This window comes from Xenophilus sp. Marseille-Q4582, assembly GCF_916700565.1.
Taxonomy (GTDB): Bacteria; Pseudomonadota; Gammaproteobacteria; order Burkholderiales; family Burkholderiaceae_C; genus Xenophilus.
The window spans coordinates 12,506-36,752 of the sequence record NZ_CAKAKO010000006.1 but is presented as its reverse complement, the minus strand read 5'-3'; the positions used below and the strand labels follow the sequence as shown (position 1 = coordinate 36,752).

The following is a 24,247-nucleotide window of genomic DNA, read 5'->3' as shown; positions in this document are numbered from 1 at the left end:
GCAGTTGTTCCGGGATGGCTTCAGATCGTAGCGGCCGACGCGGACGCTCGCAGGGGATTTTTCAACGGCCTGCTAAAGGACCGCGCGCATGAACCAGCAACCGCAGCAGCCCGGCGTTCTCGTGAGCGGGCCCGGCACTTCCACTAGCGATTCCATCCCTGCCGCCCTGAGCGACGGCGAGCTATTGATTCGGCCCTTGTGCACTTGAATTTATCTGCACCGCCCCCAACTCGGATTCATGCAAGCAACTGACATGAGATCGTTGAGCCACGAAGCGCGGCATGAGCGCCGGGTTCAGGTCATCCGGCTACGCAAGGCCGGCAACACCTACGACAAGATCGCCGCGCTCACCGGCCTGAGTCGCACAGGCGTCTTCAACATCTGCAAACGCCATGAGGCGCTCGGTGCCAAGGCGCTGCACGACGCCATTGGCGGGCGCAAGCTCGGCGAAAACCGCTTGCTCGACCCCGCCCAGGAGGCCCTGGTGCGCAAGCTCATCGCCGACAAGACGCCCGATCAGCTCAAGATGCCCTACGCGCTGTGGACCCGCGCCGCTGTGGCCCAACTCATCGAACAGCGCTTTGGGCTGCGACTGCAAGTGCGCACCATGGGCAAGTACCTGGCGCGCTGGGGCTTCACGCCGCAAAAGCCGATGAAGAAGGCCTACGAGCAGTCACCGGCGGCGGTCAAGAAGTGGCTCGACGAGGACTACCCCGCCATTGCCGCGCGGGCCAAGGCCGAGGGAGCCGAAATTCACTGGGGCGACGAGAGTGGACTGCGCAGCGACGATGTACGCGGCCGTGGTTTTGCGCCCAAGGGCCAGACGCCGGTGGTGCGGGTCAACAACAAGCGCCACAACCTGTCGGTCATCTCCACCGTGACCAACAAAGGGCAGATGCGCTGGCGCATCTTTGACGGGGCGCTCAACACCACAATCCTGATCGACTTCCTGCGCCGGCTGATCAAGGGACAGACCAAGAAGGTGTTCCTGATCCTGGACAACCTGCGGGTGCATCATGCCAAACCGGTCAAGGCCTGGCTGGCCGAGCATGCCGATGCCATCGAGGTGTTCTACCTACCGAGCTATAGCCCGGAGTTGAACCCGGATGAGATGGCCAATGCGGATATCAAGCAGGCGGTCACGAAGCTGGCACCGGCGCGAACGAAGCTGCAACTGGCCAAAGCCACAGCCAAGCACCTTCGCAGCGTGCAACGCCAGCCCGAGCGCATCCGCAAGTACTTCGAGCACGCCACGGTACGCTATGCGGCTTGAGTCAAGTTCATTGAGGCCGGATCAATAGCCAAGATGCGCCCCGCGCAGGAAGGCGGCAGCCGCTTCGGCATCGTGCTCAACGGCTCGCCCTTGTTCACGGGCGGCGCGGGCAGTGGCGAAAGCGAAATCCGCCGCTACGTGCTGGAGAACGACCTGGTGGAGGCCATCGTGGGCTTGCCCACCGACATGTTCTACAACACCGGCATTGCCACCTATGTGTGGATCCTGTCGAACAAGAAGCCGGCCGTGCGCAAGGGCAAGGTGCAACTCATCGACGCCAGCAGCTACTGGCAGAAGATGCGCAAGAGCCTGGGCAGCAAACGCAAGGAGATGAGCGATGCGCACATCGCCACCGTCACGCAGTTGTTTGGCAGCTTTGCCGAAGCCGAGCAGGTCAGCGTGTTCGACGCGCAAGGGCAGCCGATGGGCGAGCCACAACTGATCGTGGCCGGCGCCGCGTGGCCCGCCGAGTTCCAGAATCTGCCCGAAGGTGGCCGCCTCAAGCGCGTGCCCATCTCGCGCATCTTCAAAAACCAGGACTTCGGCTACACCACCCTGACCGTCGAACGCCCCCTGCGTGATGAGGCAGGCGCCGTGGTGCTGGGGCAGAAGGGCAAGCAGAAGGGCAAGCCGCAACCCGACAGCGCACTGCGCGACACCGAGAACGTGCCGCTGACGGAAGACATCGACGCCTACTTCCAGCGCGAAGTGCTGCCCCATGCACCCGACGCGTGGATCGACACGGAGAAAAGCAAGGTCGGCTATGAGATTCCCTTCAACCGCCACTTCTACGTCTTCGAGCCGCCGCGCAGCCTGCAGGCCATCGACGAGGAGCTGAAGACAGTAACGGCCCGCATCATGAAGATGTTGGGGGAGTTGGCGGAATGACGTTGCCGAGGTATGACGAGTATCGAGACAGTGGGGTGCCTTGGCTTGGGGCTCTGCCATCGCATTGGCAAGTTGGCCGCCTCAAGTTCTTGCTGTCGGGCATGGGCTCTGGAGGAACCCCGGATACCGACCAAGCGGACTATTGGTCGGACGATGACAGTGGGACGCCATGGGTCGCGATTGGCGACTTGTCTGATCGAACTCATGTGCGCTTTACCGCAAAGCGTCTTACGAGTTCGGGTATTGAGAGTAAGCGCCTGAAGGTTTGGCCCGAAGGCACTCTGTTGTTCTCCATGTATGCGAGCCTCGGCCATGCGGCGCTGCTCTCTGTGCCCGCTTGTTGATTCATCAGCACAACTGAGCCAGTGATCACGTTGAATATTGAGCCACTGGGTTGATGGATTCTTTGACTATTCGGTTGTGGATAAGTCTATCGGGTCTGCTGTTTTTCGATCTCCTTTCTGGCTCTTTGGGCGTTGCTTTGGGGGAGCCGCGCCAGCGGCACTGGAGTGCTTGAATCGCCAGCTCTCGTTGCCCGTCTCGACGATGTGGCAATGGTGCGTGAGCCGGTCAAGCAAGGCCGTGGTCATCTTGGCGTCTCCAAAGACGCTGCTCCACTCCGAGAAGGTGAGGTTGGTGGTGATCACCACGCTCGTTCGCTCATAGAGTTTGGAGAGCAGGTGGAACAGCATCGCGCCGCCCGACTGCGTGAATGGCAGGTAGCCCAGTTCATCCAGGATCACCAGATCGACGTACATCAGGCGGTGCGCCATTTGCCCGGCCTTGTTCTGCGCCTTCTCCAGCTCCAGGGCGTTGACCAGCTCCACCGTTGAGAAGAAGCGCACCCGCTTGCCATGCATGCGAATGGCCTCGATCCCCAGGCTCGTGGCCAGGTGGGTTTTACCCGTGCCGGGGCCACCAACCAGCACCACGTTGTGCGCCGACTCCACGAAGCGAAGGGTGTGCAACTGGCGCACCAGTGCTTCGTCGAGCTGCGCGTGGGCGAAGTCAAAGCCGGCGAGGTCACGGTGCGAAGGGAAGCGCGCCACGCGCATCTGGTAAGCCATGGAACGCACCTCACGCTGAGCGGTCTCGGCCTTGATGAGCTGGTGCAGCACGGCCTCATGATCCAGCGACTTCATGCGGGCGGTGCCCAGTACCTCCGGCCAGGCACTGGCCATGCCGTGCAGGCCCAGCGCTTTGAGGGCATCAATGACGTCATGCATGGTCGGACTCCGGTGATGCCTCATGAGGCTGGACGTTGCGCAGTGCGTCGTAGCGCTGCAGGTTGGCCAGTGGCGGCGTGTTGAGCTTGAGCATCGTGGCCACCGGTGGCTCGGGCACGCGCTGCTCCTTCAGACGCGAGAGCACGTTGAGCACGTGCTCGGCACTCACCCGCCCGGACTGCAGCGCCAGCTCTACCGCCACCACCACGGCCTCCAGTCCATGCAGGCTCACCCCCATGAGCACCTGCGCCATCACCCTGTCGCCACCGCTGTGGCGCAGCAACTGGCGCTGCATTTCCTGCAGTGGCTCGGGCATGGTCTTGAAGGGCGCGCCGTTGCGCAGCGCGCCGGGCTTTCGCTCGATGAGCGCGATGTAATGCATCCAGTCGTAGAGCGTCTGATCACGTTCGAAGCTGCGCGCCAGGCGCACCTGTCGCCCATCGGGCCCGACCACCAGCAGGCCATCCGCGTAGGCCCGCAGACTGACCACCGCATGAATCCATTCACACGGCACGCTGTAGCGGTTGCGCTGGAAGTGGATCAGTGCGGTCGCAGAGACCCGTACCGGCTGCTCCACGTAGCCATCAAACGCACGGGGGTTGGGCATGAGACGAGCACGTTCGTCCTGCCAGACATCGGCCACCGTGAGCTGAGTCCATTCCGGGTGACTCATCTCAGCCCAGGCCTTCACGCAGGCCTGCTGCAACCAGTCGTTGAGTTCACCAAGCGTCCCCCAGCGCCGCTCGCTGGCCTCACGCCAGATGTCCTTGCGCCGATCCTGAACGTTCTTCTCCACGACCCCCTTCTCCCAGCCGGCGGCCCGGTTGCAGAACTCCGGCTCGAACAGGTAGTGCCCGGTCATCGCCTCGAAGCGTGCATTGACGCTGCGCTGTTTGCCATGGCCGACCTTGTCCACAGCGGTCTTCATGTTGTCGTAGATGCCCCGCCGGGGCACGCCACCGAAGAGGGCGAACGCCCGTGCGTGCGCATCGAACAGCATCTCGTGCGCTTGGCTGTAGTACGCCACCAGGCAGAAGGCGCGACTGGCCGCCAGCTTGGTGTGTGCCACTTCCAGGCGGCGGCGCAGCCCGCCGATGAACAGGTACTCGCAGCTCCAGTCGAACTGGAACGCCTCGCCCAACTCGAAGCTCAGCGGCACGAACCCCGCACCACGCGCAGCGTTGCCTTGCTCTTGCTGCCAGCGCTGGGCAAAGGCGTAGACCGGCCCTCGGCTGCCGCTGTAGCCCTGCGCGCGCAGCGCCTCAAACATGGCCTTGATCCCGCGTCGATCGCGTTTGCTGCGATGGCTATCGGCCTTGAGCCATTGGCTCAACTGCTCCTTGTACGGATCCAGGATGCTGGGGCCCGACACCCGCTGCGGGTATCGGGGTTCGGCCATCTGCCCGTCTTTGAGCCACTTGGTGGCTGTGTTGCGCGAGATGCCCAGGCGCCGGCTGGCCTCGCGCACCGACACGTCCTGCCTCAGCACGAGGCGGCGTAACTTGCTCAATGTGCTCACGTTGATCACTCCTGCTCCCCCGTGCTGAAAAATTCAGCAGGATAGAGCGGCAACGTGGCTCAAATTTCAACGTGAATGCGTCCCGAAATGGCCCAGCTTTGGAAATGAATCAACATCACTTTCAAATCTGCGATTCGTGGCGTCAAACCGTGGTCGGTTTCATCCATTGGTGCCAGTTATCGATGCATTTGGCCGCGAAGGCAGGATTTGGTCAGCATAGCGGTCAACCGGGAAGCGAAACACACCCCGCAAGTTGATGCTCTCCAGCCTGGTGGGCGCAATCTTCCCGATCAGTTCCGGTGGAATGACCTGGCGGCGGTTCGACCAGCGATCCAGGACCGCCTGCATCTGTGAGGTATTCCACGCCATCACGATGTTGGCCATCAGGCTCAACGCATCGGCCACAGCCTGCATTTCATCGACACGTTTGGCCTGCGCCGGGCTGATCCGGCCGGTATAAATGGCGCGCTTGAGGGCGTTAACAGCCTCGCCCCGATTGAGCACCCGGCGCAACTCGTTCCTGAAAGCGTCCTTGACAAAGTAGTCAGCCAAAAACGCCGTACGCAGCAACCGCCCCAATTGCACGCCAGCCTCATAGATTGGATCGCCCTGGGCGGCAGAACCGAACCGCGCAAGAGCTGCCACCGCACTGGCATGTCCGCTCATGACCGAGGCTGCCAGGTGCACCAGACTATCCCAATGCTTTTCGATCAAAGCGACGTCGACATTGGCTTCGCACACCGCAGCGATTTCTGCGGGCACTTTGGTGCCGCGTGGCACAAAGAGGTGGCGCTGTTTGAGTTCCTTCAACCGCGGGCAAAGATCAAAACCAAGCAAACGGGCATGTGACATGGCAAAGTCGGTGTAGCCATGGGTATCCACAGCAAGCTGGCTGGTCTCCAGCTTTTCTTGGCGGATGACACCTTCAATGGCCACGCCCGCCTGGCGCTCATTGAGCACAAAGGGCTGCGCATGGAAGATGCCCCACCGGTCTTTTACATGGGAGTAGATTCCAATGGAAGGTGTGTTGCGCCGAGGATCAAGCCGGGCTTGCCACACCCGTTTGGTGGTCTCCATGCTCATCATGTCAGAAGATGCCAAATCGGACCGCCCCCAGGTGGCGGCAATCGGGTGTCGCTGCATGAATTCCAGCACAGCCTGGCAGGCCTGGCTCAGACGCCGTTCGTCCCGCGCCCAGCGCATGGCCTGGCGAATGCTGGTGGCAGACAATTGCGGAATCATGCGCGCGCATTCGACCGCAGTCAGACTGGTGCCGTGGGCCATGATGCCGGCATAGACCATCAGCAGCTCGTCGGTAGAGCGCGGCTCACGTCCGAGCATGATCCAGCTAAAGCGCACCTGGGCGTCAACGGCCAGAATCACTTCCGGCAATTGAACCTCACCGATGCGGTGATCCAAAGCCGCGCGCAGCTTGGTCACTTCTGGGTCTTCGTCCTCTGCGGGCAATGGCGACAAATGGAGTTCATCATCCACGCGCAGTACGCCACTGCGGGCTGCAGCGGCCACCGCATCGACACCGGCAGTTACTCTGGCCAGCAAAGGCTTCAAGAAAGTGGCAGCCTTGCTGGGTAACGATAGACGGGCATAGTGTTTCTTGGACTCTGCCTGCCAACGCTCGTCCGTGAAGAACAAGCGCGCACGACCCCGAAAGCTCAGGCTGTGCTCAATCCAGACCGAGCCATTGCGCACCGCGCGGCGCAGGGCAAACAGGGTGGCCACCTCCAACGCCTGAAACGCCCGTTCCCGGTCTGGGCTGGAGATCGAAACCTGCCAGATCATTCCCAGACTTGGTGCCACCACTTCAACTGGCAGCTTTCTGGATCCTTTGAGATATAACAGGCCGTTGAAAAATCCCCTGCGAGCGTCCGCGTCGGCCGCTACGATCTGAAGCCATCCCGGAACAACTGCGACAAGAAAGATGAGAGGCAACCAAGACTTCCAGGGGGCGATGTTTAGCTACATCAGCCTTGAAGAAAGAGTGCCAGCGGCACACCCGCTGCGCAAGTTGCGCGCCGTGGTGGATGCGCTGCTGTCGAGCATGAACAGCGAGTTCGAAGCGGTGTACGCCCGCCGTGGCCGCCCCTCGGTGCCGCCGGAGATGCTGCTCAAGGCCTTGCTGCTGCAAATCCTGTTCTCCATCCGCAGCGAACGCCAGCTGGTCGAGGCGGTCAACTACAACCTGCTGTACCGCTGGTTCGTGGGCCTGAACATTGAAGACAAGGTCTGGGACCACTCCACCTTCAGCGCCAACCGCGAACGCCTCTTCAACGAAGACCTGGCGCGCGCCTTCTTCGAGCGCGTCAAGCTCAGCGCCCAGTGGGGCCGGCTTGCCAGCGACGAACACTTCAGCGTGGACGGCACGCTGATTGAGGCCTGGGCCTCGCACAAGAGTTTCAAACGCAAAGACGACGACAGCGGCACGCCACCCGGACGCAACCCCGAGGTGAACTTCAAAGGGCAGGAGCGCTGCAACGACACCCACGCCAGCACCACCGATGCCGATGCCCGGCTGTTCAAGAAGAGCGCGGGCGACAAATCTCGCCTGTGCCACATGGGGCACATCCTCATGGAGAACCGCAACGGGCTGATCGTGGATGTGGAGATCACACATGCCAGTGGCACCGCCGAGCGCGAGGCGGCGCTGGCGATGCTCAAACGCCGGGGAAACAAGAACAAGCGGGCCACGGTCGGGGCCGACAAAGGTTACGACAGCCAGGCCTTCATCAAGGGCTGCCGAAAGCTCAAAGTCACGCCACACGTGGCGGCCAAGGACAAGCACTCGGCGGTCGATGGCCGCATCCGGCGCCACGAGGGCTACAAGACCAGCCTCAAAGTGCGCAAGCGCATCGAGGAGGCCTTTGGCTGGATCAAGACAGTGGGTGGTCTGGCCAAGACCAAATTGATCGGTCAGGCCAAGCTCGCGGGCCAGGCGCTGCTGTGCTTTGCCACCTACAACCTGGTGCGCATGGGCAGTCTGGGCGGCTGGTGGGACGCGCATCATGCGTGAACCATGGGATACGTGCGCCCGGAACGGGCAAAACGGCCTGCAAACAGGCCGAAATGGCCGCTCCAATCGCTGCGCAGGCCAGTTTGGGCGATCCGTTTCTTCGAAATCCACGACCCTGGCGCGTTCGATGAGCATTTTTTCAACGGCCTGATAAAGCTTGCAGCTTGGCAAGGTACTCGATGGCAGGATGCTCGCCGGTGGCCTGCCAGGGCAGCTTTGCAATGGCGACGAGCAACGACCGCACGGGGCGAATTCCATCAATCAATCCCTCGCGGACCAGGGAGGCCCTGCTCGGTGGTTTGCGTTTCTGGGTTTCGGTGATCAAGGCTTCAAGACGGGCACGCAACTCAGCATCTGGCACCGCACCTTGCGCGCTCAAGGCAACAAGTTCGCCGAGCAGCGTTTTGTACATTGCGGCCCAATTGACGGTAGCGGGGACATCGGCGGCAGCCTGACGCCACAGATCGGCGATCCGGCGCTGCACCATAAGGATCAACTGGTCTGTGGTGGTGAACAGGCAATACCGAAGAAAGCATGCGACCTCCACGGTGCGCGCTGGCTCTTTGATCTTGGCTCCGGCTGAGGGCGGCCTGGAGACAAGTCGGCGCGCGTAGCGGCGCAAGATGAGATCGGGGATGTCTGCCAGGTGCTTATGAACGTCCAGCGTGTAAAGCAGGTCGATGCGCTCCAGTACCTCGCTGATTTGGCGGGTTGAGTGTTTCGCCGGTGCAGCCCATAGCCAACTCTGCTGGGTTTGTCCATCTGGGCGCAGCTCTGAAACTGAGGCTCGCCAGCGATCAAGTGTTGCTGGATCAACGCTGGCGGCGATGGCGGTGCCTGTTTCAACTTCAAGCTGGGCAAGTGCCGCCGCAATCAGTGTCCGAATTGCCCGCTCGTGCACGATCACCAGCTTGTTCTTGTACAGCCATTGACGCGCCCGCACGAGTAGCTGATCGCGGTCGGCGCAGCGCGCCACTTCGTCGCGCAGTTCACGTACCAGTGAGCGGCGCTGGTGCTCGCTCATCCACTGGAATCCAAGGACCGTGCAGGCTACTTGTTGGTGATCGAATAGCGTGCGCCCGCGTTCATACATGGCTCTCAGCGAGGCGACTTCTGGTGCTGCAATGCCAAGCTCGTTGCCAAGGTGGCGCCACAAGGCTACTGGAATTACCCGAAAGGCACCGAGCAAACGCCCACTCATGCGCAGGAAACCAATATGGAGCGCCAGACCAAGCTTGTGGGAATCACCTCGGCGTGCATTGATTGCGTCGCGCTCGGCACCATCGAAGGTGAAAAATGCCTTCATCTCGAAGTCGCTGATATCGCGGGGGAGCCCACGCATCCCCAAAAACGTTGTGTGCCAACCCTGCATCGTGAACCTCAAAAGTGGGAGGCCACCATACCCGTTTACAAAGCGAACAGGAAAGTCAATGAAATCAACGGTCTACCCAGACCACCCCCGCGCCAGTGCTAGCTTTGCGTACCGTCACTTATTGCACTGAAAACGAGGAGACCCCTTGGCACGCGGCCACAAGTTCAGCTTTGAATTGCGGGGTGTAGGTGCGGTGCGTGCGCCGCACGGTGTAACGAGGGGTTTGAGGTTCTTTGAGCATAGTGTCCACGCAAGGTTGCGTGCACACGATCTTGCTCAGACCCCCACCTCCCTTCAAGATGGGTTCGCCGTTTGCTTACGGTCCAACTCATTGATGAAGGCATCCACGATTCGAACCGTGTTGTCCTCTGCGATGAAGTCATCCAGGCACTCCGGCAGCAATGTGACTTGCTGCCTGTCCTGACCTTCGATGAATCTGGACATATTGACCTCGCTGCTCAATATGTCCACAGACTCTACCAGCTGGGTCGCAGAGGTGAGAGAGGGTTTTCACACAGCCTCCAGCGAGTGCTGTCAGTCGCTCTGGCATAGTCGGCTCAAGCTGAGGGTCGCAAAGCTGACCTTCAACCAAGCGACCGATACTTCGATGTGCGATACCGACGGGTGGAATTGCCGAGACAGTTGGCACCCTGCCGCCTCGCGCTGTGAATGATTGATTCCCATCAGAGCGGCGGACTCGAATCGCCGCACAGCTGTCCCAGCTATGCGACACTGCGCGAAAGTAAGGTTGGAATCGCCCCGGCCGTTCAAGCCAACGCAGGCTTGGCCCAGTCATAGATTTCGCGGGCAAGATCGGCGGGCTCTTGCATGCTCACGAATCGGAAACCGTCACGTTCGAGCTTCCATTCATGTTCGCCTATCGTCTCTTCGATTCGACGGAATTCGCGAGGTTCCATTGAGCTTGGATCGGGAGTCAAGAGGAACAACCCTGCGGATTCGAGGTTCTTAACCTTTCTGCATGTTTTCAGGTCAAGACCGGCTTTCAACAGGTTCAGTTCCACAGACTGCTGCGACTTGTAGACGGCAGACGCAACTGCGCCACAGCTCTTGGGAGTCATCAGATTCAAGTCGAGGTAGTGGCGATCGTTGCCATCTCCTGGGACGAGCAGACCAGGATGGTCGACCATCACAAAGCGCTCGAAATCCATGGCGGCGATTTCCTTGAGTTTCTCGTTGACGAGCTTTCTGGCTGCTGCTGTGTCGATACTCGCGAACTCTCGGACCTTCTTCACGTTCGATGGGACCATGGCGACCACATCGCTGAAAAGTCGCTCTACAGCAGCTTCCCGATCACTGCCTGAGGTGTGGACTGGCCGGGAGAGCGAAAGTACGTGGCTGTCGAATAGGATTTGACTCAAGGGAGTCTTCTCCTTGATGGCGGCTTGAAGCACACCATAGGCATAGGCCATCAATGCCTTGGCGGAACTGTGAGGGAACCCCTCCGGATAGACACAATCGAACTTCTTGAAGTCATCAAGCAGTTTGAAGTAGAGCCTTTCGTCGTCCGCCTGCACGACCACGCCAATTGGGAAGCGCTGCGGCGAAAAGATGTCGGGTTGAAACTCGATGTAGGACCACCATCCCGAGAAGCCAGGCTTGGGAGTCGCCTTTGCTGATCGCAGCAAGGCGGAGTAGTCCAGTCTTGGCCGACTCCTTGTTGTTTCGCTCATGGCGTGTTCCCCTTTGTGGCCATATCTAGAACGCCCAACTCGCTTGCCAGCCATCCTCTTTGCGAGCGTGCAGCCAGAAAGTTCATGGCGGCTGAATGCTCCGCTGCTGCTCCCGGCAGTAAGAGGTTCAGAAGGGCATTGAGCTCTGCTTGCGCGCTGGCAAGTGCTTCAGCATGACCGGCGGCGGCCCGCGTCATATCGGCCTTAAATGCCCTGACCCGCTTGTGGTCCAAGGTCTTCTCAGCATGCTTGACAAGGCAGTTGTGGTTGAAGTCCGAGGAAACCCAGAGTATGTCGTGAAGCATCGTCTCATGGTCGATGGATGCGTAACCGCCAGCCTTGTGCCGAATTACGTTGCCCATGTTTCGGTCGCGAAGCCCCGTCCACTGATCGAAAGCCGCGAACTTGCGGGCATCGTTCGAGTTCATGAAGGTCTTGTGCTCGGTGATGAACTGCATGCCCGGCCTAGATGGCGACTTCGCGTGTGAGAGCACAGAGTTGCCCGGAATGGCTTCGCTGCACCAGGCTGGGATGAAGTCGCCTTGGAAAGCGGCGCATTCGAGAGTAAGCGGCTGGCTTTTAGCAAGCCTAGCCTTGTTCACAAGAATGATGGCTCCGAATTCGGATCGGCGCAACCCCGCGTGGCCGGCAAGAACCCAGCCGAGTGCTTCGCAGAGCAGTGTCGGCTTGTCGAGCCTGGGCGCAAGTTTTACAAAACATATGCGCTCCACACCCGCATCGTCTGCCACCACTGCGATGTGAGTGGAGTTGGCCGTCGCCTTACCTGGCTGGCCGCGATATTCACGCCATGCCGATGCGTCAAGCATGGGCACTTCTACGGGGAAAGCGTGAACAGGCGCTGAAGTCTCAATGGCGGTCGCGGGCGGTGGGGCTGCAGACTGGGTATCTGGCATGGGCTTCTCCTTGAACGGGGGCTGCGCCCTTCTATTTCTCAATGTTCTATTTTTACCGCAAATGTTTACCGCAAAGTTACCCTTTTCTGATGGGCAGCATGCGGCGTGATTTACCCGCTAACGACCGCGCGGCGCGGCTCTAGGCGACTGTGAGGCTTATGCCTAGACTCGGAGTGTCGACGATTTGGGGCAATTCAGCGGCAGGTTTCGGCCATCGCCGACAGTTGCCGACCCAAAGCGTCCGACCGCAACCAGCCTTGTAGCGACACCCGTGTCTTGACCGGCAAGTCTGCAGCGAGTGCGGTCAGTCACCTGTCCCGCACGACAGTACGGTCTGCGACTTATTCCCGCCGCCCAGGACCGTGGATTTCGGTGTCGCAAGCGGCGCCGTGAACCGCTTCCTTCAAGTTAAAACACACCTGAACATATCCGAGTCATTTGATCTGTCGGGTTGACCTTCAGACTCAGGACGTCATGCGCAGCGCAATGAGCGTGATGGCCGGGAACGCCGCCAGGATGGCCGTGCGCACCAGATCACTCACCACGAAGGGCGTGACACCTCGGTAGGTCTGGGTGATGGGCGTGTCCTTGGCCATGCTGTTGATGACGAACAGGTTCATGCCCACGGGCGGTGTGATCAGACCCACCTCCACCACGATCAACACCAGAATGCCGAACCAGATGGCCGTTTCTTCCGGGTTCATGCCAAAGTCCAGGCCCATGATCATCGGGAAAAAGATCGGGATGGTCAGCAGGATCATGGACAGCGAGTCCATCACGCAGCCCAGCAGCAGGTACACCACCAGCACCGTGGTCAGCACCAGCCAGGGGCTCATGCCCAGGCCAATGACCCACTGCGCCAGTTCCTGCGGCAGTTGCGACAGCGCCAGGAAGGTGTTGTACAGGCCCGCGCCCAGCACGATCATGAAGATCATGCCCGTGGCAATGGCCGTGCCGTAGATGGAGTTTCGCAGCGTCTTGGCGTTGATGCCGCCTGCTGCCCAGGCTGCCACACCAGTGCCGAACGCGCCGACGGCCGCGCCTTCGGTGGGGGTGAAGATACCGGTGTAGATGCCGCCGACCACCGCCAGGAAGATGACCAGCACCGGCCACACCTTGAACGTGGCCTTCCAGCGTTCAGCCATGGGCATGGGGGGCATGCTGCCAGCGCTGCCGGGCTTGAGGCGAACGTACAGCGAGATCACGATGATGTAGCCCACCGCCGCTAGAATGCCCGGGATGAACGCCGCCAGGAAAAGCTTGGCAATGTTCTGTTCGGTCAGGATGGCGTAGATGACCAGAACCACGGAAGGCGGAATCAGGATGCCCAGCGTACCGCCAGCAGCCAGCGTGGCCGTGGACAGCGCACCGGAATAACCCGCGCGCTTGAGCTCCGGCAGGGCCACCTGGCCCATGGTGGCAGCCGTGGCCAGCGACGAGCCGCAGATGGCACCGAAACCGGCGCAAGCGCCGATGGCTGCCATGGCCACACCGCCCTTGCGGTGGCCCACCCAGGCTTCAGCCGCCTTGAACAGCGCCTGCGACAAGCCGCCGAGCGCGGCAAACTGCCCCATCAGCAAGAACAGCGGGATCACCGACAGGTTGTAGTTGGAGAACGTGCTGTAGGTGACCTGCTTGAGCTGGTTGAGGATGGGTGCGTGCGAGCCGTAGATGAAGTACGCCCCCACCAGGCCGCAGACCGCCATGGCCAGGCCAATGGGCACGCGAATGAAAATCAGAGCCAGCAGGACCGGAAAGGACCAGGAGGCGAGTTCAATACCAGTCATGTCAATGTCCTCCGGTGGATTCAACCGTCCAGCCTGGCGGGTACTTGGCCAGGCCAAACTGGATCAGGGTCTTGGCGATGTACGACAGGCAACCGATGACGGCGCCCACCATGCACAGCGCATACGCCCACCACACCGGCATCTGCAGGATGAAGGTGGTTTCAAAGTATTCACGCTTTTCCAGCATGCCCTCCCACAGCATCCATGTCAGTGCCAGCCACAGCACCAGCATGATCACGTCGCTGAAGGTGTCCACCAGCCATTTCATCGACTTGGGCAGGTGCATGTAGAACAGGTCCACCGTGGCATGCCCGCCTTTGAGGTAGCACCAAGGCAGAAAGAAGAACACCGCCAAGGCCGTGCCCACTTCGACCATTTCAAAGTCGCCCGGCACAGGGCCCAGCCCCACGCCAATGAGCGCACGGCCGGTGATGCTCGCCACGCTCATGAGGGTGATGGCACACAGCACCAACCCGCCCACAATGGCAGACCACTTCGCGCTCCGGAATATCCAGGCCATCATGTCGTCGTCCTTAAAAGAACGCGCATGGCCACCATGGCCATGCGCGATTTCGGTAATCGCTTATCGGTTGTATTTGGCGATCAGCGCGCGAGCCTCGCTGGCCAGCTTTTTGCCATCAATGCCTTTCTTGGCCACTTCCGTCACCCAGTCGCTTTCCACGGAGCTGGCGGTGCGCAGCCAGCGCTGCGTCTCGGCCGCGTCCAGAGTTACCAGATTGTTGCCAGCCTTGGCCGCGATGTCACGGCCAGCCTTGTCGCCCTCGTCCATGGCACGGCCGAACATGGCAGCGGCTTCCAGGCCGGAGTTGTTGTCGATCACCTTCTTCAGGTCGGGCGGCAGCTTGTCGTAGGTGGCCTTGTTCATGCTGAAGGCGAAGGCCACGCCGTCCTTGGCCTGGTCGAACAGTTGCGCGGGCGAGCCGCCCATTTGCATGGCGTGGAACATCTGCACCTTGATCTTGCCGCCAGACTCTTTTTCGACCTTCTGCGCCCAAGGAATGATGGCCTTGGCCGGAATGGTGGCCTGCGGCGGGAGGAACTGGTGCAGACGCAGGGTGACCTGCTGCGCCATCGCGCTGCCTGCAAAGAGTGTTGCGCACACCAGACCGATGGCGCGGAACTTGAGCTTTTTCATGGGGAAGTCTCCTTAAAGATATAAGTCAATAACGCAGAAAGCTTTCAGCAGATCAAAATTTCAACCTCATACCCGCTCGATGACGATTGCAATTCCCTGCCCCACGCCAATGCACATGGTGCACAGCGCGTAGCGGCCACCGGTGGTGTGCAACCGGTTGATAGCAGTGGTGGCCAGCCGCGCGCCCGAGGCCCCCAGCGGATGGCCCAGCGCAATGGCGCCGCCCCAGGCATTGACGCGCGGGTCATCGTCTTGCAAGCCCAGCAGGCGCAGCACCGCCAGGCCCTGCGCAGCAAAAGCTTCGTTGAGCTCGATCACGTCCATCTGGGCCAGCGTCAACCCGGTCTGGGCCAGCACCTTCTGCGTGGCCGGGGCCGGGCCAATGCCCATGATGCGTGGCGCCACCCCTGCAGTGGCCATACCCACAACGCGGGCCTTCGGCGTCAGGCCGTTCCTGGCAGCAGTGGCTTCGTCGGCCAGGATCAGTGCACAGGCGCCATCGTTCACGCCCGAGGCGTTACCGGCGGTCACCGTGCCGTCAGTGCGCACCACACCCTTGAGCTTGGCCAGCGCTTCCAGGCTGGTCTTGCGCGGGTGCTCGTCCGTATCCACCACGATGGCGTCGCCCTTCTTCTGCGGGATGGTGACGGCGCAGATCTCGCGCGCCAGGTGGCCTGCCTCGATGGCAGCCACCGCACGCAACTGGCTGTTGAGCGCCATCAGGTCCTGCGCTTCACGCTCGATGTTGAAGTCCACCGCCACGTTCTCGGCAGTCTCGGGCATGGAGTCCACGCCGTACTTGTCTTTCATCAGCTTGTTGATGAAGCGCCAGCCGATGGTGGTGTCATAGACCGCGTTCGCGCGGCTGAAGGCCGATTCGGCTTTGGGCATGACGAAGGGCGCACGGCTCATGCTCTCCACACCGCCTGCGATCATCAGGCCCGACTCACCGGCCTTGATGGCACGCGCCGCAGTGCCAATAGCGTCCAGCCCCGAGCCGCACAGGCGGTTGACGGTAGCGCCTGGCACCTCCAGCGGCAAGCCAGCGAGCAGGCTGCTCATGCGCGCAACGTTGCGGTTGTCTTCGCCCGCCTGGTTGGCACAGCCGTAGATCACATCGGTCACAGCAGCCCAATCGACGTTGGGGTTGCGGGCCATCAGTGCCCGCAGCGGTACGGCGCCAAGGTCGTCGGCCCGTACCGAAGACAAGGCACCACCGTAGCGGCCGAAGGGGGTGCGGATGGCGTCACAGATAAAAGCTTGATTCATGGCAGTCATGTCGTGTGTCTGTCAGGCCTGTACCGGCAGGCCAATGAGGTGTTCCAGCTCGGTGTGTTCAAGCCCTTCGACCTTGTCAATGAGCCTGAGGCCAGACGGTGTGCACTCCAGCGTCGCCAGATCGGCATAGATGCGCTTGACACAGCCGATACCGGTCAGCGGATAAGTACAGGACTGAACCACCTTGCTCTGCCCCTGTTTGGTCAGCAGGTCCATCATGACCCACGTCTCCTTGGCCCCCACGGCCAGGTCCATGGCGCCACCCACGGCGGGGATGGCACCGGCTTCGCCCGTGCTCCAGTTGGCCAGGTCACCGGTGGCCGACACCTGGAAAGCACCGAGCACGCTGATGTCCAGGTGGCCGCCGCGCATCATGGCAAAGCTGTCGGCGTGGTGAAAGTACGCGCCACCGGGCAGCAGGGTCACGGGCTGTTTGCCTGCGTTGATCAGGTCGTAGTCTTCATCGCCTGCGGCAGGCGCCGGGCCCATGCCCAGGATGCCGTTCTCGCTGTGCAGCACGACCTCCATGCCTTCGGGCAGGTAGTTGGCCACCAACGTGGGCTGGCCGATGCCGAGGTTCACATAGGCACCGTCGAATATGTCCTGCGCCACGCGCTGGGCCAGTTCCTGTTTGCTGCGTTTGGTGTAGTTGCTCATGGAAAAGACTCCTCTCAGGCTGCTCGCTTGAAGCCACCGGCCTGTGTGGCGACACGCTCGATCTTGACGATCCTGGACACGAAGATGCCCGGGGTGACGATGGCTTCGGGGTCGAGCTGGCCAAGCTCCAGGACCTCGTGCACGGTGGCAACGGTTCGCTTGGCGGCGGTGGCCATGACGGGGCCAAAGTTGCGCGCGGCCTTGCGGTAGGTCAGGTTGCCCCAGCGGTCACCCGTCTCGGCCTTGATGAGCGCCAAGTCTCCGTGAATAGGGTACTCCAGCACGTAGTCGCGGCCGTTGATGCGCCGGGTTTCCTTTGGCGTGCCGTCCGCGTTGAGCGCGAGTTCGGTGCCAAAGCCGGTTGGTGTGAAGAATGCACCCACACCTGCGCCTGCGGCGCGAAGACGTTCGGCCAGGTTGCCCTGGGGTACAAGCTCTAGTTCAATCTTTCCGCTGCGGTACAGCTCGTCAAACACCCAGGAGTCGGTCTGGCGTGGGAACGAGCAGATGATCTTGCGCACGCGCCCTGCCTTGAGCAGCGCCGCCAGCCCGCTGTCGCCATTGCCCGCGTTGTTGTTGACCACCGTGAGCTCGCGCGCGCCTTGCTCAATCAGGCCTTCGATGAGTTCGTTGGGGATGCCCGCCGTGCCAAAGCCGCCGATCAATACGGTTGAGCCATCGGCAACCCCAGTGAGCGCCTCGGCAATGGAAGGTGAGATTTTGTTGATCATGGGAGTCCATCTCTAGCAGGCCGTTGAAAAATCCCCTGCGAGCGTCCGCGTCGGCCGCTACGATCTGAAGCCATCCCGGAACAACTGCGACAAGAAAGATGAGAGGCAACCAAGACTTCCAGGGGGCGATGTTTAGCTACATCAGCCTTGAAGAAAGAGTGCCAGCGGCACACCCGCTGCGCAAGTTGCGCGCCGTGGTGGATGCGCTGCTGTCGAGCATGAACAGCGAGTTCGAAGCGGTGTACGCCCGCCGTGGCCGCCCCTCGGTGCCGCCGGAGATGCTGCTCAAGGCCTTGCTGCTGCAAATCCTGTTCTCCATCCGCAGCGAACGCCAGCTGGTCGAGGCGGTCAACTACAACCTGCTGTACCGCTGGTTCGTGGGCCTGAACATTGAAGACAAGGTCTGGGACCACTCCACCTTCAGCGCCAACCGCGAACGCCTCTTCAACGAAGACCTGGCGCGCGCCTTCTTCGAGCGCGTCAAGCTCAGCGCCCAGTGGGGCCGGCTTGCCAGCGACGAACACTTCAGCGTGGACGGCACGCTGATTGAGGCCTGGGCCTCGCACAAGAGTTTCAAACGCAAAGACGACGACAGCGGCACGCCACCCGGACGCAACCCCGAGGTGAACTTCAAAGGGCAGGAGCGCTGCAACGACACCCACGCCAGCACCACCGATGCCGATGCCCGGCTGTTCAAGAAGAGCGCGGGCGACAAATCTCGCCTGTGCCACATGGGGCACATCCTCATGGAGAACCGCAACGGGCTGATCGTGGATGTGGAGATCACACATGCCAGTGGCACCGCCGAGCGCGAGGCGGCGCTGGCGATGCTCAAACGCCGGGGAAACAAGAACAAGCGGGCCACGGTCGGGGCCGACAAAGGTTACGACAGCCAGGCCTTCATCAAGGGCTGCCGAAAGCTCAAAGTCACGCCACACGTGGCGGCCAAGGACAAGCACTCGGCGGTCGATGGCCGCATCCGGCGCCACGAGGGCTACAAGACCAGCCTCAAAGTGCGCAAGCGCATCGAGGAGGCCTTTGGCTGGATCAAGACAGTGGGTGGTCTGGCCAAGACCAAATTGATCGGTCAGGCCAAGCTCGCGGGCCAGGCGCTGCTGTGCTTTGCCACCTACAACCTGGTGCGCATGGGCAGTCTGGGCGGCTGGTGGGACGCGCATCATGCGTGAACCATGGGATACGTGCGCCCGGAACGGGCAAAACGGCCTGCAAACAGGCCGAAATGGCCGCTCCAATCGCTGCGCAGGCCAGTTTGGGCGATCCGTTTCTTCGAAATCCACGACCCTGGCGCGTTCGATGAGCATTTTTTCAACGGCCTGCTAGAAAAACAGGTGCACTTCCCCTTGGCGTTCGCGAACGAACACCCTGTAAGGGGGCGTGCCTAGGCCCTCGTGGGCCGAAGGCCGTCAGTCCGGCCGGATGCCTTCGTAAGCGCGTTGGAGCAGGTCGCGTATCTCGCCACGCTGTGCTGCTCCGAACGGGCGAGGGTTCCAGTACGGGTTGCTCACAGCAATCTCGGCTGCCCGGTCCAGGTCAGCCTCGTTCATGCCGATGTCCTTGAGTGCTACGGGAGCCCCGTTGGTGTGGGCCAGGTCAAAAAGGCCCGCTGCGGCACTGGCTCGGCCAGTTGCGCCCAAGGCGCGTTCGATGCGCCGCATTGCCTCGGGTGCGGCCGCTGCGTTGAATGCCATCGCCTGTGGCAGCACGACGGTGTGAACCTCCGCGTGCGGAAGGTTGAAGCTGCCTCCAAGGGTGTGACACAGCTTGTGGTGCAGCGCCATGCCCACGTTACCCAGCACCGAGCCGCAGAGCCAGGCGCCGTAAAGTGCATCGCCGCGTGCAGCCACGTCATCAGCGCGCTGGTGAATCACTGGGAGCGCCTGCGCAATGGCGCGGATACCTTCTTCGGCCATCAGATCCATCACCGGATTGCTGTCCTGGGCATACAGGCCTTCGGCTGCATGTGCAATAGCGTTCATGCCGCTGGTCACGCTCATGGCCACCGGTAGGGTCAGGGTCAGTTCAGGGTCGTAGATGACGGTGCGCGGCAGCACGCGTGGGTCTTTACCGGTCTTCTTGAGACCCGCCTCAGTGATGCCGTAGATCGGCGTCATTTCGCTGCCTGCGTAAGTAGTGGGAATGGCCAGAATGGGCAATCCTGAATCCAGGGCAATCGCCTTGCCAAGCCCAGTGGTGGAACCGCCACCAATTGCGATGGCACAGTCGGCACCAAGTCGGCGTGCCTCGTCCCGCGCTTCCCGGGCGGTTTCGATGGGGACATGCATCACCGCTCGCGGGAAGATTCCTGTAGCCCGGTTGCCCAGGCGATCGGCCACCATCTGAGCCTGCGCCGCCTGTTCCGGGGTGGACAGCACCAAGGCCCGCTTGGCACCCAACAGCTCGATCTCTCGCTCCAGGTGAGCCAGCGAACCTGGGCCGAACACCACACGCGAGGGTTGGCCGTTGTAAACAAAATCTTTCATGTCAATTCCTTTGCGCGCACATCGGATGGGACCACGGCGTAGTCCACTTGGTGGCGGGCGATGCGCATGTCGCCAATTTCTGCTTTTACCCTGAGATGTTCTGGATGGATGGCGTAGTCGTCGAGAGCGGATTGCGACTCGAACTCGCTGTAGAGAACTACATCGCAGGCGTAGTCCACGCCGCTGCTGTCCACGCCAATCTCCAAGTGCAGCAGTCCTGGGATGCGGCCCCGCAGGCTGAGGAAGCTCTGCGTCAGTCGTTCGACGTTGCGTTGTTTGGATAGGGGCGTGTCGCCTGCCAGCTTCCACATGACGATGTGCCTGATCACATTTCTTCCTTCATGTGGGAAATCCCGCCTTTTGGGGCCACAGGTTGACAAAGGCATGTACCGATGTGCTTGCAAAGATGCCCGCTTTCAGAAAAGGCTCTTGTGCCAACCAGTCTTGAGCTGTCTGTCGATCGGGGAAGTCAATCACCAGCAAACTGCCCAGCATGGTGCTGCCGTCATCTGTTACCAGCGGCCCTGCAAAGGCAATGTGTTCTTGCACTTTAGCCAAGTAGGTTTTGTGGACCGGGCGAATTTGCTGACGCAACTCGGCGGTCCCAGGCTTGTCCATCAGTGTGAAGGCATACAACATGGTGTCACCGGGTTCTCGTCGGGTTCAACACGAAGTCGTACTCCATTAGGTAGCTTCCATCCGTCTGCTGTACCCAGTCGCACACCAGCGACTGGCGAACGCCAAACACCGCATCGGAGTCGAGGTAGTCGCTGTGGTCGCGAAAGACATGAGTGATCAGCGTTTCGTAGCCGGGTGCTTTCACCATGAAGTGCAGATGCGCAGGGCGCCAGGGGTGGCGTCCCGTAGCTTCCAACATCTGACCCACAGGTCCGTCGTGGGGAATTGCGTACGGGACCGCCACGATGGAACGGAAGTGGTATTTGCCCTCTGCATCCGCTGTCACGATGCCGCGCGCCTGTGCATGACCAAGATCCGCGTGCTGTACGTCATACAGTCCGTCATCATCCGACTGCCAGACGTCCATGACGGCGCCGGGGATGGGCTGGCCGTCGATCCCTTTCACCGTGCCACGCACCGTGCAGGGCGTACCTTTGGCGCCGTTGGCAATGTCGTCACCCAGCTCGTAGTGGGGGGCGCCCTCCACATGGAAGGGGCCAAACACAGTGGCTTCGGTACAACCCGCAGGCTTGTCGTTGTTCATCGCGACGGTCAGCATTGACAAGCCGAGAACGTCTGACAGCAGTATGAACTCCTGGCGTTTGTCGTCTGTGATATGGCCACACCTTGTCAGGAAGTCAATGCCCTGGAACCATTCTTCCTCGGTCAGCTTCACGTCCCGGGCAAAGGCGTGCAGGTGCTGGACCAGGCTCGTCATGATTTCTTTGAGCCGAGCGTCAGGCGTTTTGGCGAAGCTGGCAATGACTGCCTGTGTGATGTTGTCTTGGTTGAGGTTGCGCATGGCTTGTTTGCAGTTGGCAGTGTTGAGTTGCCATGACCTGAACTCTATAATTTCAAAAAGATTTCTCAAATATCAAAATGGGAAATTACTTTTCCGAAAGATGGAAAAATGGATCGGTTCACAGAAATGGCGCTCTTTGTGGAGGTTGCCGATCGAGGCAGTCTCGGTGCGGCTGCAGAGGCCTTGGGACTGTCCAATCCAGCGGCCACTCGTTACTTGGCTTCGCTGGAAGAGCGCCTGCAGGTCCGTCTAGTCGAGCGCAACACGCGTCGGCTCTACCTGACCAGTGAGGGGCAGGATTTCTTGGAGCGGGCTCGTCACGTCCTAACTGAGTTGCGCGACGCAGAGGCGGCAATACATCAAACCACGCTGAACCCGTCGGGGGTGTTACGTGTGAGTGCTTCGCTGTCGTTCGCCATGCAACTCATCGCCCCGCGATTGCCGAAGTACCATCAGCGGTATTCACAAGTAAGAGTGCATGTTGAAACTGCGAACCGCTACTTGGACATCATTGACAACGGTATTGACGTAGCCATACGGACGCGTGAGTATGAGCCTGACAGCACCATAACCATTAGGCGTCTAGCTTCGACGCGCCGCATATTGGCGGCGTCTCCCGCTTATCTGGCCCAAAGGGGGCGTCCACAGTTCCCATCAGACCTGACTGACCACAATGTTCTTGTCTACTTGCACGCCAACCACCCCAACGAACTGAAGTTCAGTCGTGGAGGCGAAAGTCAGACGGTGAATGTCCAGGGGGTGTTGGAGTCCAACGACGGGCAGGTATTGCGTGCTGCTGCACTTAGTGGCTTGGGTATCCTCGTGCAACCTAGTTATATCGTCTATGAGGATATCGTCGCCGGACGCCTCGTACCCGTACTCGGTGACTGGGATCTGCCACGTTTGCAAATCAACATCGCATATCCCAGCCGAAAGCACCTGTCAGCGAAAGTCCGATCCTTCATTGACTTCATGGTGGATGAGTTCGCGACCCACGAGTACGAAAGAAAGTGGACTGGTCTTATGTGATTCGATGTATTCCCAGGGCAAGGGACAGAACCTGCTGGCCATCTTCATCGGAGGCCCCTCGCCAGGCGACGATCTGATCAGGGCGTATCAATACCAGTGGTGATTCGTATAGCTCCAGTAACTGCTGGGCGGGCAAACGGACCACCTTCAGGTCGATGCCCATAGACTGGGCCGCGTTCTTGAAGCCATCGGTTGCCGGGTCGGTTGCACCGAGGGCGAGCAATGTCCACTCGGTGTGGAATGTGTCGTACAGGGAACGGCCATCTTCCAGCCATGCATGGGGCGGGCGCCCCCCAGGACTGGCGGTGGGCACGTAGTCATTGGGTTCGTCGGGAGGTAGGTCCACACCGTCCTGCGCGATGATGGGCGAGTCGCCGTAGCGACCTCCAAAAGTCACGCCGGGGATGTTGAATTCAAGCCGGGCATGGCGGTTGAGGTACTCAGAGGCCTTGGCTCGCTCTTCGTTACCTTGTGCGGAGTCATCGTCCAGCTCAGGCTTCGCAGAGAAAAGACCGACGGAGTCAGCAAAGTGCCGGGCGTAGCCTGTGTTGCGCTGCGCGAGCGGTCGACGCTCTGCCTCATAAGTGTCTAGTAGCGTCAGCGTTGCATGCCCCCGGATTACGCTGGCCAGCTTCCAGGCGAGATTGACCGCGTCTTCCACCGCTGTGTTGTAGCCCAAGCCCCCTGTGGGCGTGAACAAATGGGCTGCATCACCGGCAATGAACACTCGTCCGCGCTGGAATTTTTCTGCAACCAAGGCATGCCCTGCCAGCCAAGTGCCCATGGACAGAATTTCGATCGGAATGTCAGCGCCCATTGCTTCTGAGAATACCCGTTTCGCATCCTTTTCCGTCCATGTGTCTGCGTCTTCTCCCGGTTTGATTGCTGCATGGAACGCATATTCGGCCACGCCGTCCACCGACGCCATGAACGAGCGTCGTTGGTAGTTGACCGCGACGTACATCCAGGCTTTAGGGTAACGTAGCAAGGACAGGAACTGGGGCGCGCGCAAATACAACGCGAACATTTTCCCGCCCATGAACTCCCTCTGGATCCCGGTTTCTCCTCCCCAGGGGATGCCCAGTTGGTTCCTCACGAGGCTTCGCGCACCGTCTGCGCCAACGAGGAACTTGGCTGTAACCCTTGCAGGTGTTCCGCCCGCCGTTGGGCGTACGGATGCGCTTACACAGTCGCCTTGGTCTTCAAAGTCCTCTAGCGTCCAGCCATACCGAACGTCATTGCAGTCAGGGGCCTCGGCATGTCGGCGAAGCACCTGCTCAACGAACTTCTGGGACACGCGGTGTGGCAGCTCAGCCGCACTCCAAGAGCCCGACATTGTCTTGATTTTTTTCACTGCTTGCGCGGCGGTAGGTAGACTGATACGAGCCAGTTCGTGATGGGCATACCGTGTGAAATAAGCGATGTCAGTCGGATGATCTGGAGGCAAACCCATGGCTCGGATCTCGTGTGCAAAGCCCAGTCGACGGAAGTGCTCCATGGGGTCTCCTCGTTTTCAGTGCAATAAGTGACGGTACGAAAAGCTAGCACTGGCGCGGAGGTGGTGTTGGTAGATCGTTGATTTCATTGACTTTCCTGTTCACTTTCAAATCTGCGATTCGTGGCGTCAAACCGTGGTCGGTTTCATCCATGGGGTCTCCTCGTTTTCAGTGCAATAAGTGACGGTACGCAAAGCTAGCACTGGCGCGGGGGTGGTCTG

At 60.6% G+C, this 24,247-nt stretch carries 20 protein-coding genes and 3 pseudogenes; 5 read left to right on the top strand and 18 right to left on the bottom strand.

Features of this window, described 5'->3' with window-relative positions; translation table 11 throughout:
- Window positions 1–238 precede the first annotated feature (238 nt).
- On the top strand, window positions 239–1,273 hold the full coding sequence (locus LG388_RS20035; protein WP_225781239.1) for an IS630 family transposase: 1,035 nt from the start codon (window positions 239–241) through the stop codon (window positions 1,271–1,273).
- A gap of 24 nt (window positions 1,274–1,297) precedes the next feature.
- Window positions 1,298–2,161 (top strand): annotated as a pseudogene (locus tag LG388_RS20030) (class I SAM-dependent DNA methyltransferase); the annotation flags it as partial.
- Between the two features lie 410 nt (window positions 2,162–2,571).
- On the opposite strand, the gene istB reads toward LG388_RS20030, so the two are convergent.
- From istB to LG388_RS20015, 3 genes and pseudogenes are all read right to left on the bottom strand, one after another.
- Window positions 2,572–3,387: an IS21-like element helper ATPase IstB gene (gene istB / locus LG388_RS20025; RefSeq protein WP_225782451.1), complete on the bottom strand. Its 816-nt coding sequence runs from the start codon at window positions 3,385–3,387 to the stop codon at window positions 2,572–2,574.
- Window positions 3,380–4,906, bottom strand: coding sequence for an IS21 family transposase (istA, locus tag LG388_RS20020; RefSeq protein WP_225782461.1), 1,527 nt, complete (start codon window positions 4,904–4,906; stop codon window positions 3,380–3,382). The genes istB and istA overlap by 8 nt, the downstream gene beginning before the upstream one ends.
- A gap of 159 nt (window positions 4,907–5,065) precedes the next feature.
- Window positions 5,066–6,763: pseudogene (locus LG388_RS20015) on the bottom strand (Tn3-like element IS1071 family transposase); the annotation flags it as partial.
- 82 nt (window positions 6,764–6,845) lie between these two features.
- Here LG388_RS20015 and LG388_RS20010 point away from each other — a divergent pair.
- Window positions 6,846–7,934, top strand: a complete 1,089-nt coding sequence (locus LG388_RS20010; protein ID WP_225781276.1) for an IS5-like element ISCte5 family transposase — start codon at window positions 6,846–6,848, stop codon at window positions 7,932–7,934.
- Between the two features lie 151 nt (window positions 7,935–8,085).
- Here LG388_RS20010 and LG388_RS20005 read toward each other — a convergent pair.
- From LG388_RS20005 to LG388_RS19960, 10 genes and pseudogenes are all read right to left on the bottom strand, one after another.
- Window positions 8,086–9,306: pseudogene (locus LG388_RS20005) on the bottom strand (Tn3-like element IS1071 family transposase); the annotation flags it as partial.
- 294 nt (window positions 9,307–9,600) lie between these two features.
- Window positions 9,601–9,750, bottom strand: coding sequence for a hypothetical protein (locus LG388_RS20000; RefSeq protein WP_225782783.1), 150 nt, complete (start codon window positions 9,748–9,750; stop codon window positions 9,601–9,603).
- Window positions 9,751–10,073: 323 nt separating this feature from the next.
- Entirely contained in the window at window positions 10,074–10,997 is a 924-nt protein-coding gene (locus LG388_RS19995; RefSeq protein WP_225782490.1) for a hypothetical protein, read from the bottom strand.
- Window positions 10,994–11,824, bottom strand: coding sequence for a hypothetical protein (locus LG388_RS19990; protein WP_225782489.1), 831 nt, complete (start codon window positions 11,822–11,824; stop codon window positions 10,994–10,996). Before LG388_RS19990 ends, LG388_RS19995 begins: the two co-directional genes overlap by 4 nt.
- A gap of 551 nt (window positions 11,825–12,375) precedes the next feature.
- The gene (locus LG388_RS19985) at window positions 12,376–13,698 is read right to left on the bottom strand and encodes a TRAP transporter large permease (protein WP_225782488.1); all 1,323 of its coding nucleotides are present in this window, start codon (window positions 13,696–13,698) and stop codon (window positions 12,376–12,378) included.
- A 1-nt stretch (window position 13,699) separates the two neighbouring features.
- Complete coding sequence (locus tag LG388_RS19980) at window positions 13,700–14,146, bottom strand: TRAP transporter small permease (RefSeq protein ID WP_225782487.1); 447 nt, start codon at window positions 14,144–14,146, stop codon at window positions 13,700–13,702.
- A 135-nt stretch (window positions 14,147–14,281) separates the two neighbouring features.
- Complete coding sequence (locus LG388_RS19975) at window positions 14,282–14,854, bottom strand: hypothetical protein (RefSeq protein WP_225782486.1); 573 nt, start codon at window positions 14,852–14,854, stop codon at window positions 14,282–14,284.
- Window positions 14,855–14,920: 66 nt separating this feature from the next.
- Window positions 14,921–16,123: a 3-oxoadipyl-CoA thiolase gene (pcaF, locus tag LG388_RS19970; RefSeq protein WP_225782485.1), complete on the bottom strand. Its 1,203-nt coding sequence runs from the start codon at window positions 16,121–16,123 to the stop codon at window positions 14,921–14,923.
- Between the two features lie 21 nt (window positions 16,124–16,144).
- Window positions 16,145–16,789, bottom strand: a complete 645-nt coding sequence (locus LG388_RS19965) for a 3-oxoacid CoA-transferase subunit B (RefSeq protein WP_225782484.1) — start codon at window positions 16,787–16,789, stop codon at window positions 16,145–16,147.
- A gap of 14 nt (window positions 16,790–16,803) precedes the next feature.
- Window positions 16,804–17,520 carry a 3-oxoacid CoA-transferase subunit A gene (locus LG388_RS19960; protein WP_225782483.1) on the bottom strand — a complete coding sequence of 239 codons (717 nt, stop codon included), beginning with the start codon at window positions 17,518–17,520 and terminating at the stop codon, window positions 16,804–16,806.
- Between the two features lie 98 nt (window positions 17,521–17,618).
- On the opposite strand from LG388_RS19960, the gene LG388_RS19955 reads away from it, so the two are divergent.
- Window positions 17,619–18,707: an IS5-like element ISCte5 family transposase gene (locus LG388_RS19955; protein WP_225781276.1), complete on the top strand. Its 1,089-nt coding sequence runs from the start codon at window positions 17,619–17,621 to the stop codon at window positions 18,705–18,707.
- A 237-nt stretch (window positions 18,708–18,944) separates the two neighbouring features.
- Here the strand turns inward: LG388_RS19955 and LG388_RS19950 are convergent, their stop codons facing one another.
- The 4 genes from LG388_RS19950 to LG388_RS19935 are packed head-to-tail and all read right to left on the bottom strand — an operon-like array spanning window position 18,945 to window position 21,501.
- Window positions 18,945–20,021 carry a maleylacetate reductase gene (locus LG388_RS19950; protein WP_225782482.1) on the bottom strand — a complete coding sequence of 359 codons (1,077 nt, stop codon included), beginning with the start codon at window positions 20,019–20,021 and terminating at the stop codon, window positions 18,945–18,947.
- On the bottom strand, window positions 20,018–20,407 hold the full coding sequence (locus LG388_RS19945) for a Dabb family protein (protein ID WP_225782481.1): 390 nt from the start codon (window positions 20,405–20,407) through the stop codon (window positions 20,018–20,020). Before LG388_RS19945 ends, LG388_RS19950 begins: the two co-directional genes overlap by 4 nt.
- Complete coding sequence (locus LG388_RS19940) at window positions 20,361–20,660, bottom strand: YciI family protein (RefSeq protein ID WP_225782480.1); 300 nt, start codon at window positions 20,658–20,660, stop codon at window positions 20,361–20,363. The genes LG388_RS19945 and LG388_RS19940 overlap by 47 nt, the downstream gene beginning before the upstream one ends.
- Before the next feature lie 4 nt (window positions 20,661–20,664).
- Window positions 20,665–21,501: an intradiol ring-cleavage dioxygenase gene (locus LG388_RS19935; protein ID WP_225782479.1), complete on the bottom strand. Its 837-nt coding sequence runs from the start codon at window positions 21,499–21,501 to the stop codon at window positions 20,665–20,667.
- Between the two features lie 108 nt (window positions 21,502–21,609).
- Here LG388_RS19935 and LG388_RS19930 point away from each other — a divergent pair, with 108 nt between their 5' ends.
- Entirely contained in the window at window positions 21,610–22,530 is a 921-nt protein-coding gene (locus LG388_RS19930; protein ID WP_225782478.1) for a LysR family transcriptional regulator, read from the top strand.
- Here LG388_RS19930 and LG388_RS19925 read toward each other — a convergent pair.
- The gene (locus tag LG388_RS19925) at window positions 22,523–24,028 is read right to left on the bottom strand and encodes an FAD-dependent monooxygenase (RefSeq protein ID WP_225782477.1); all 1,506 of its coding nucleotides are present in this window, start codon (window positions 24,026–24,028) and stop codon (window positions 22,523–22,525) included. The genes LG388_RS19930 and LG388_RS19925 overlap by 8 nt on opposite strands.
- Between the last annotated feature and the right edge of the window lie 219 nt (window positions 24,029–24,247).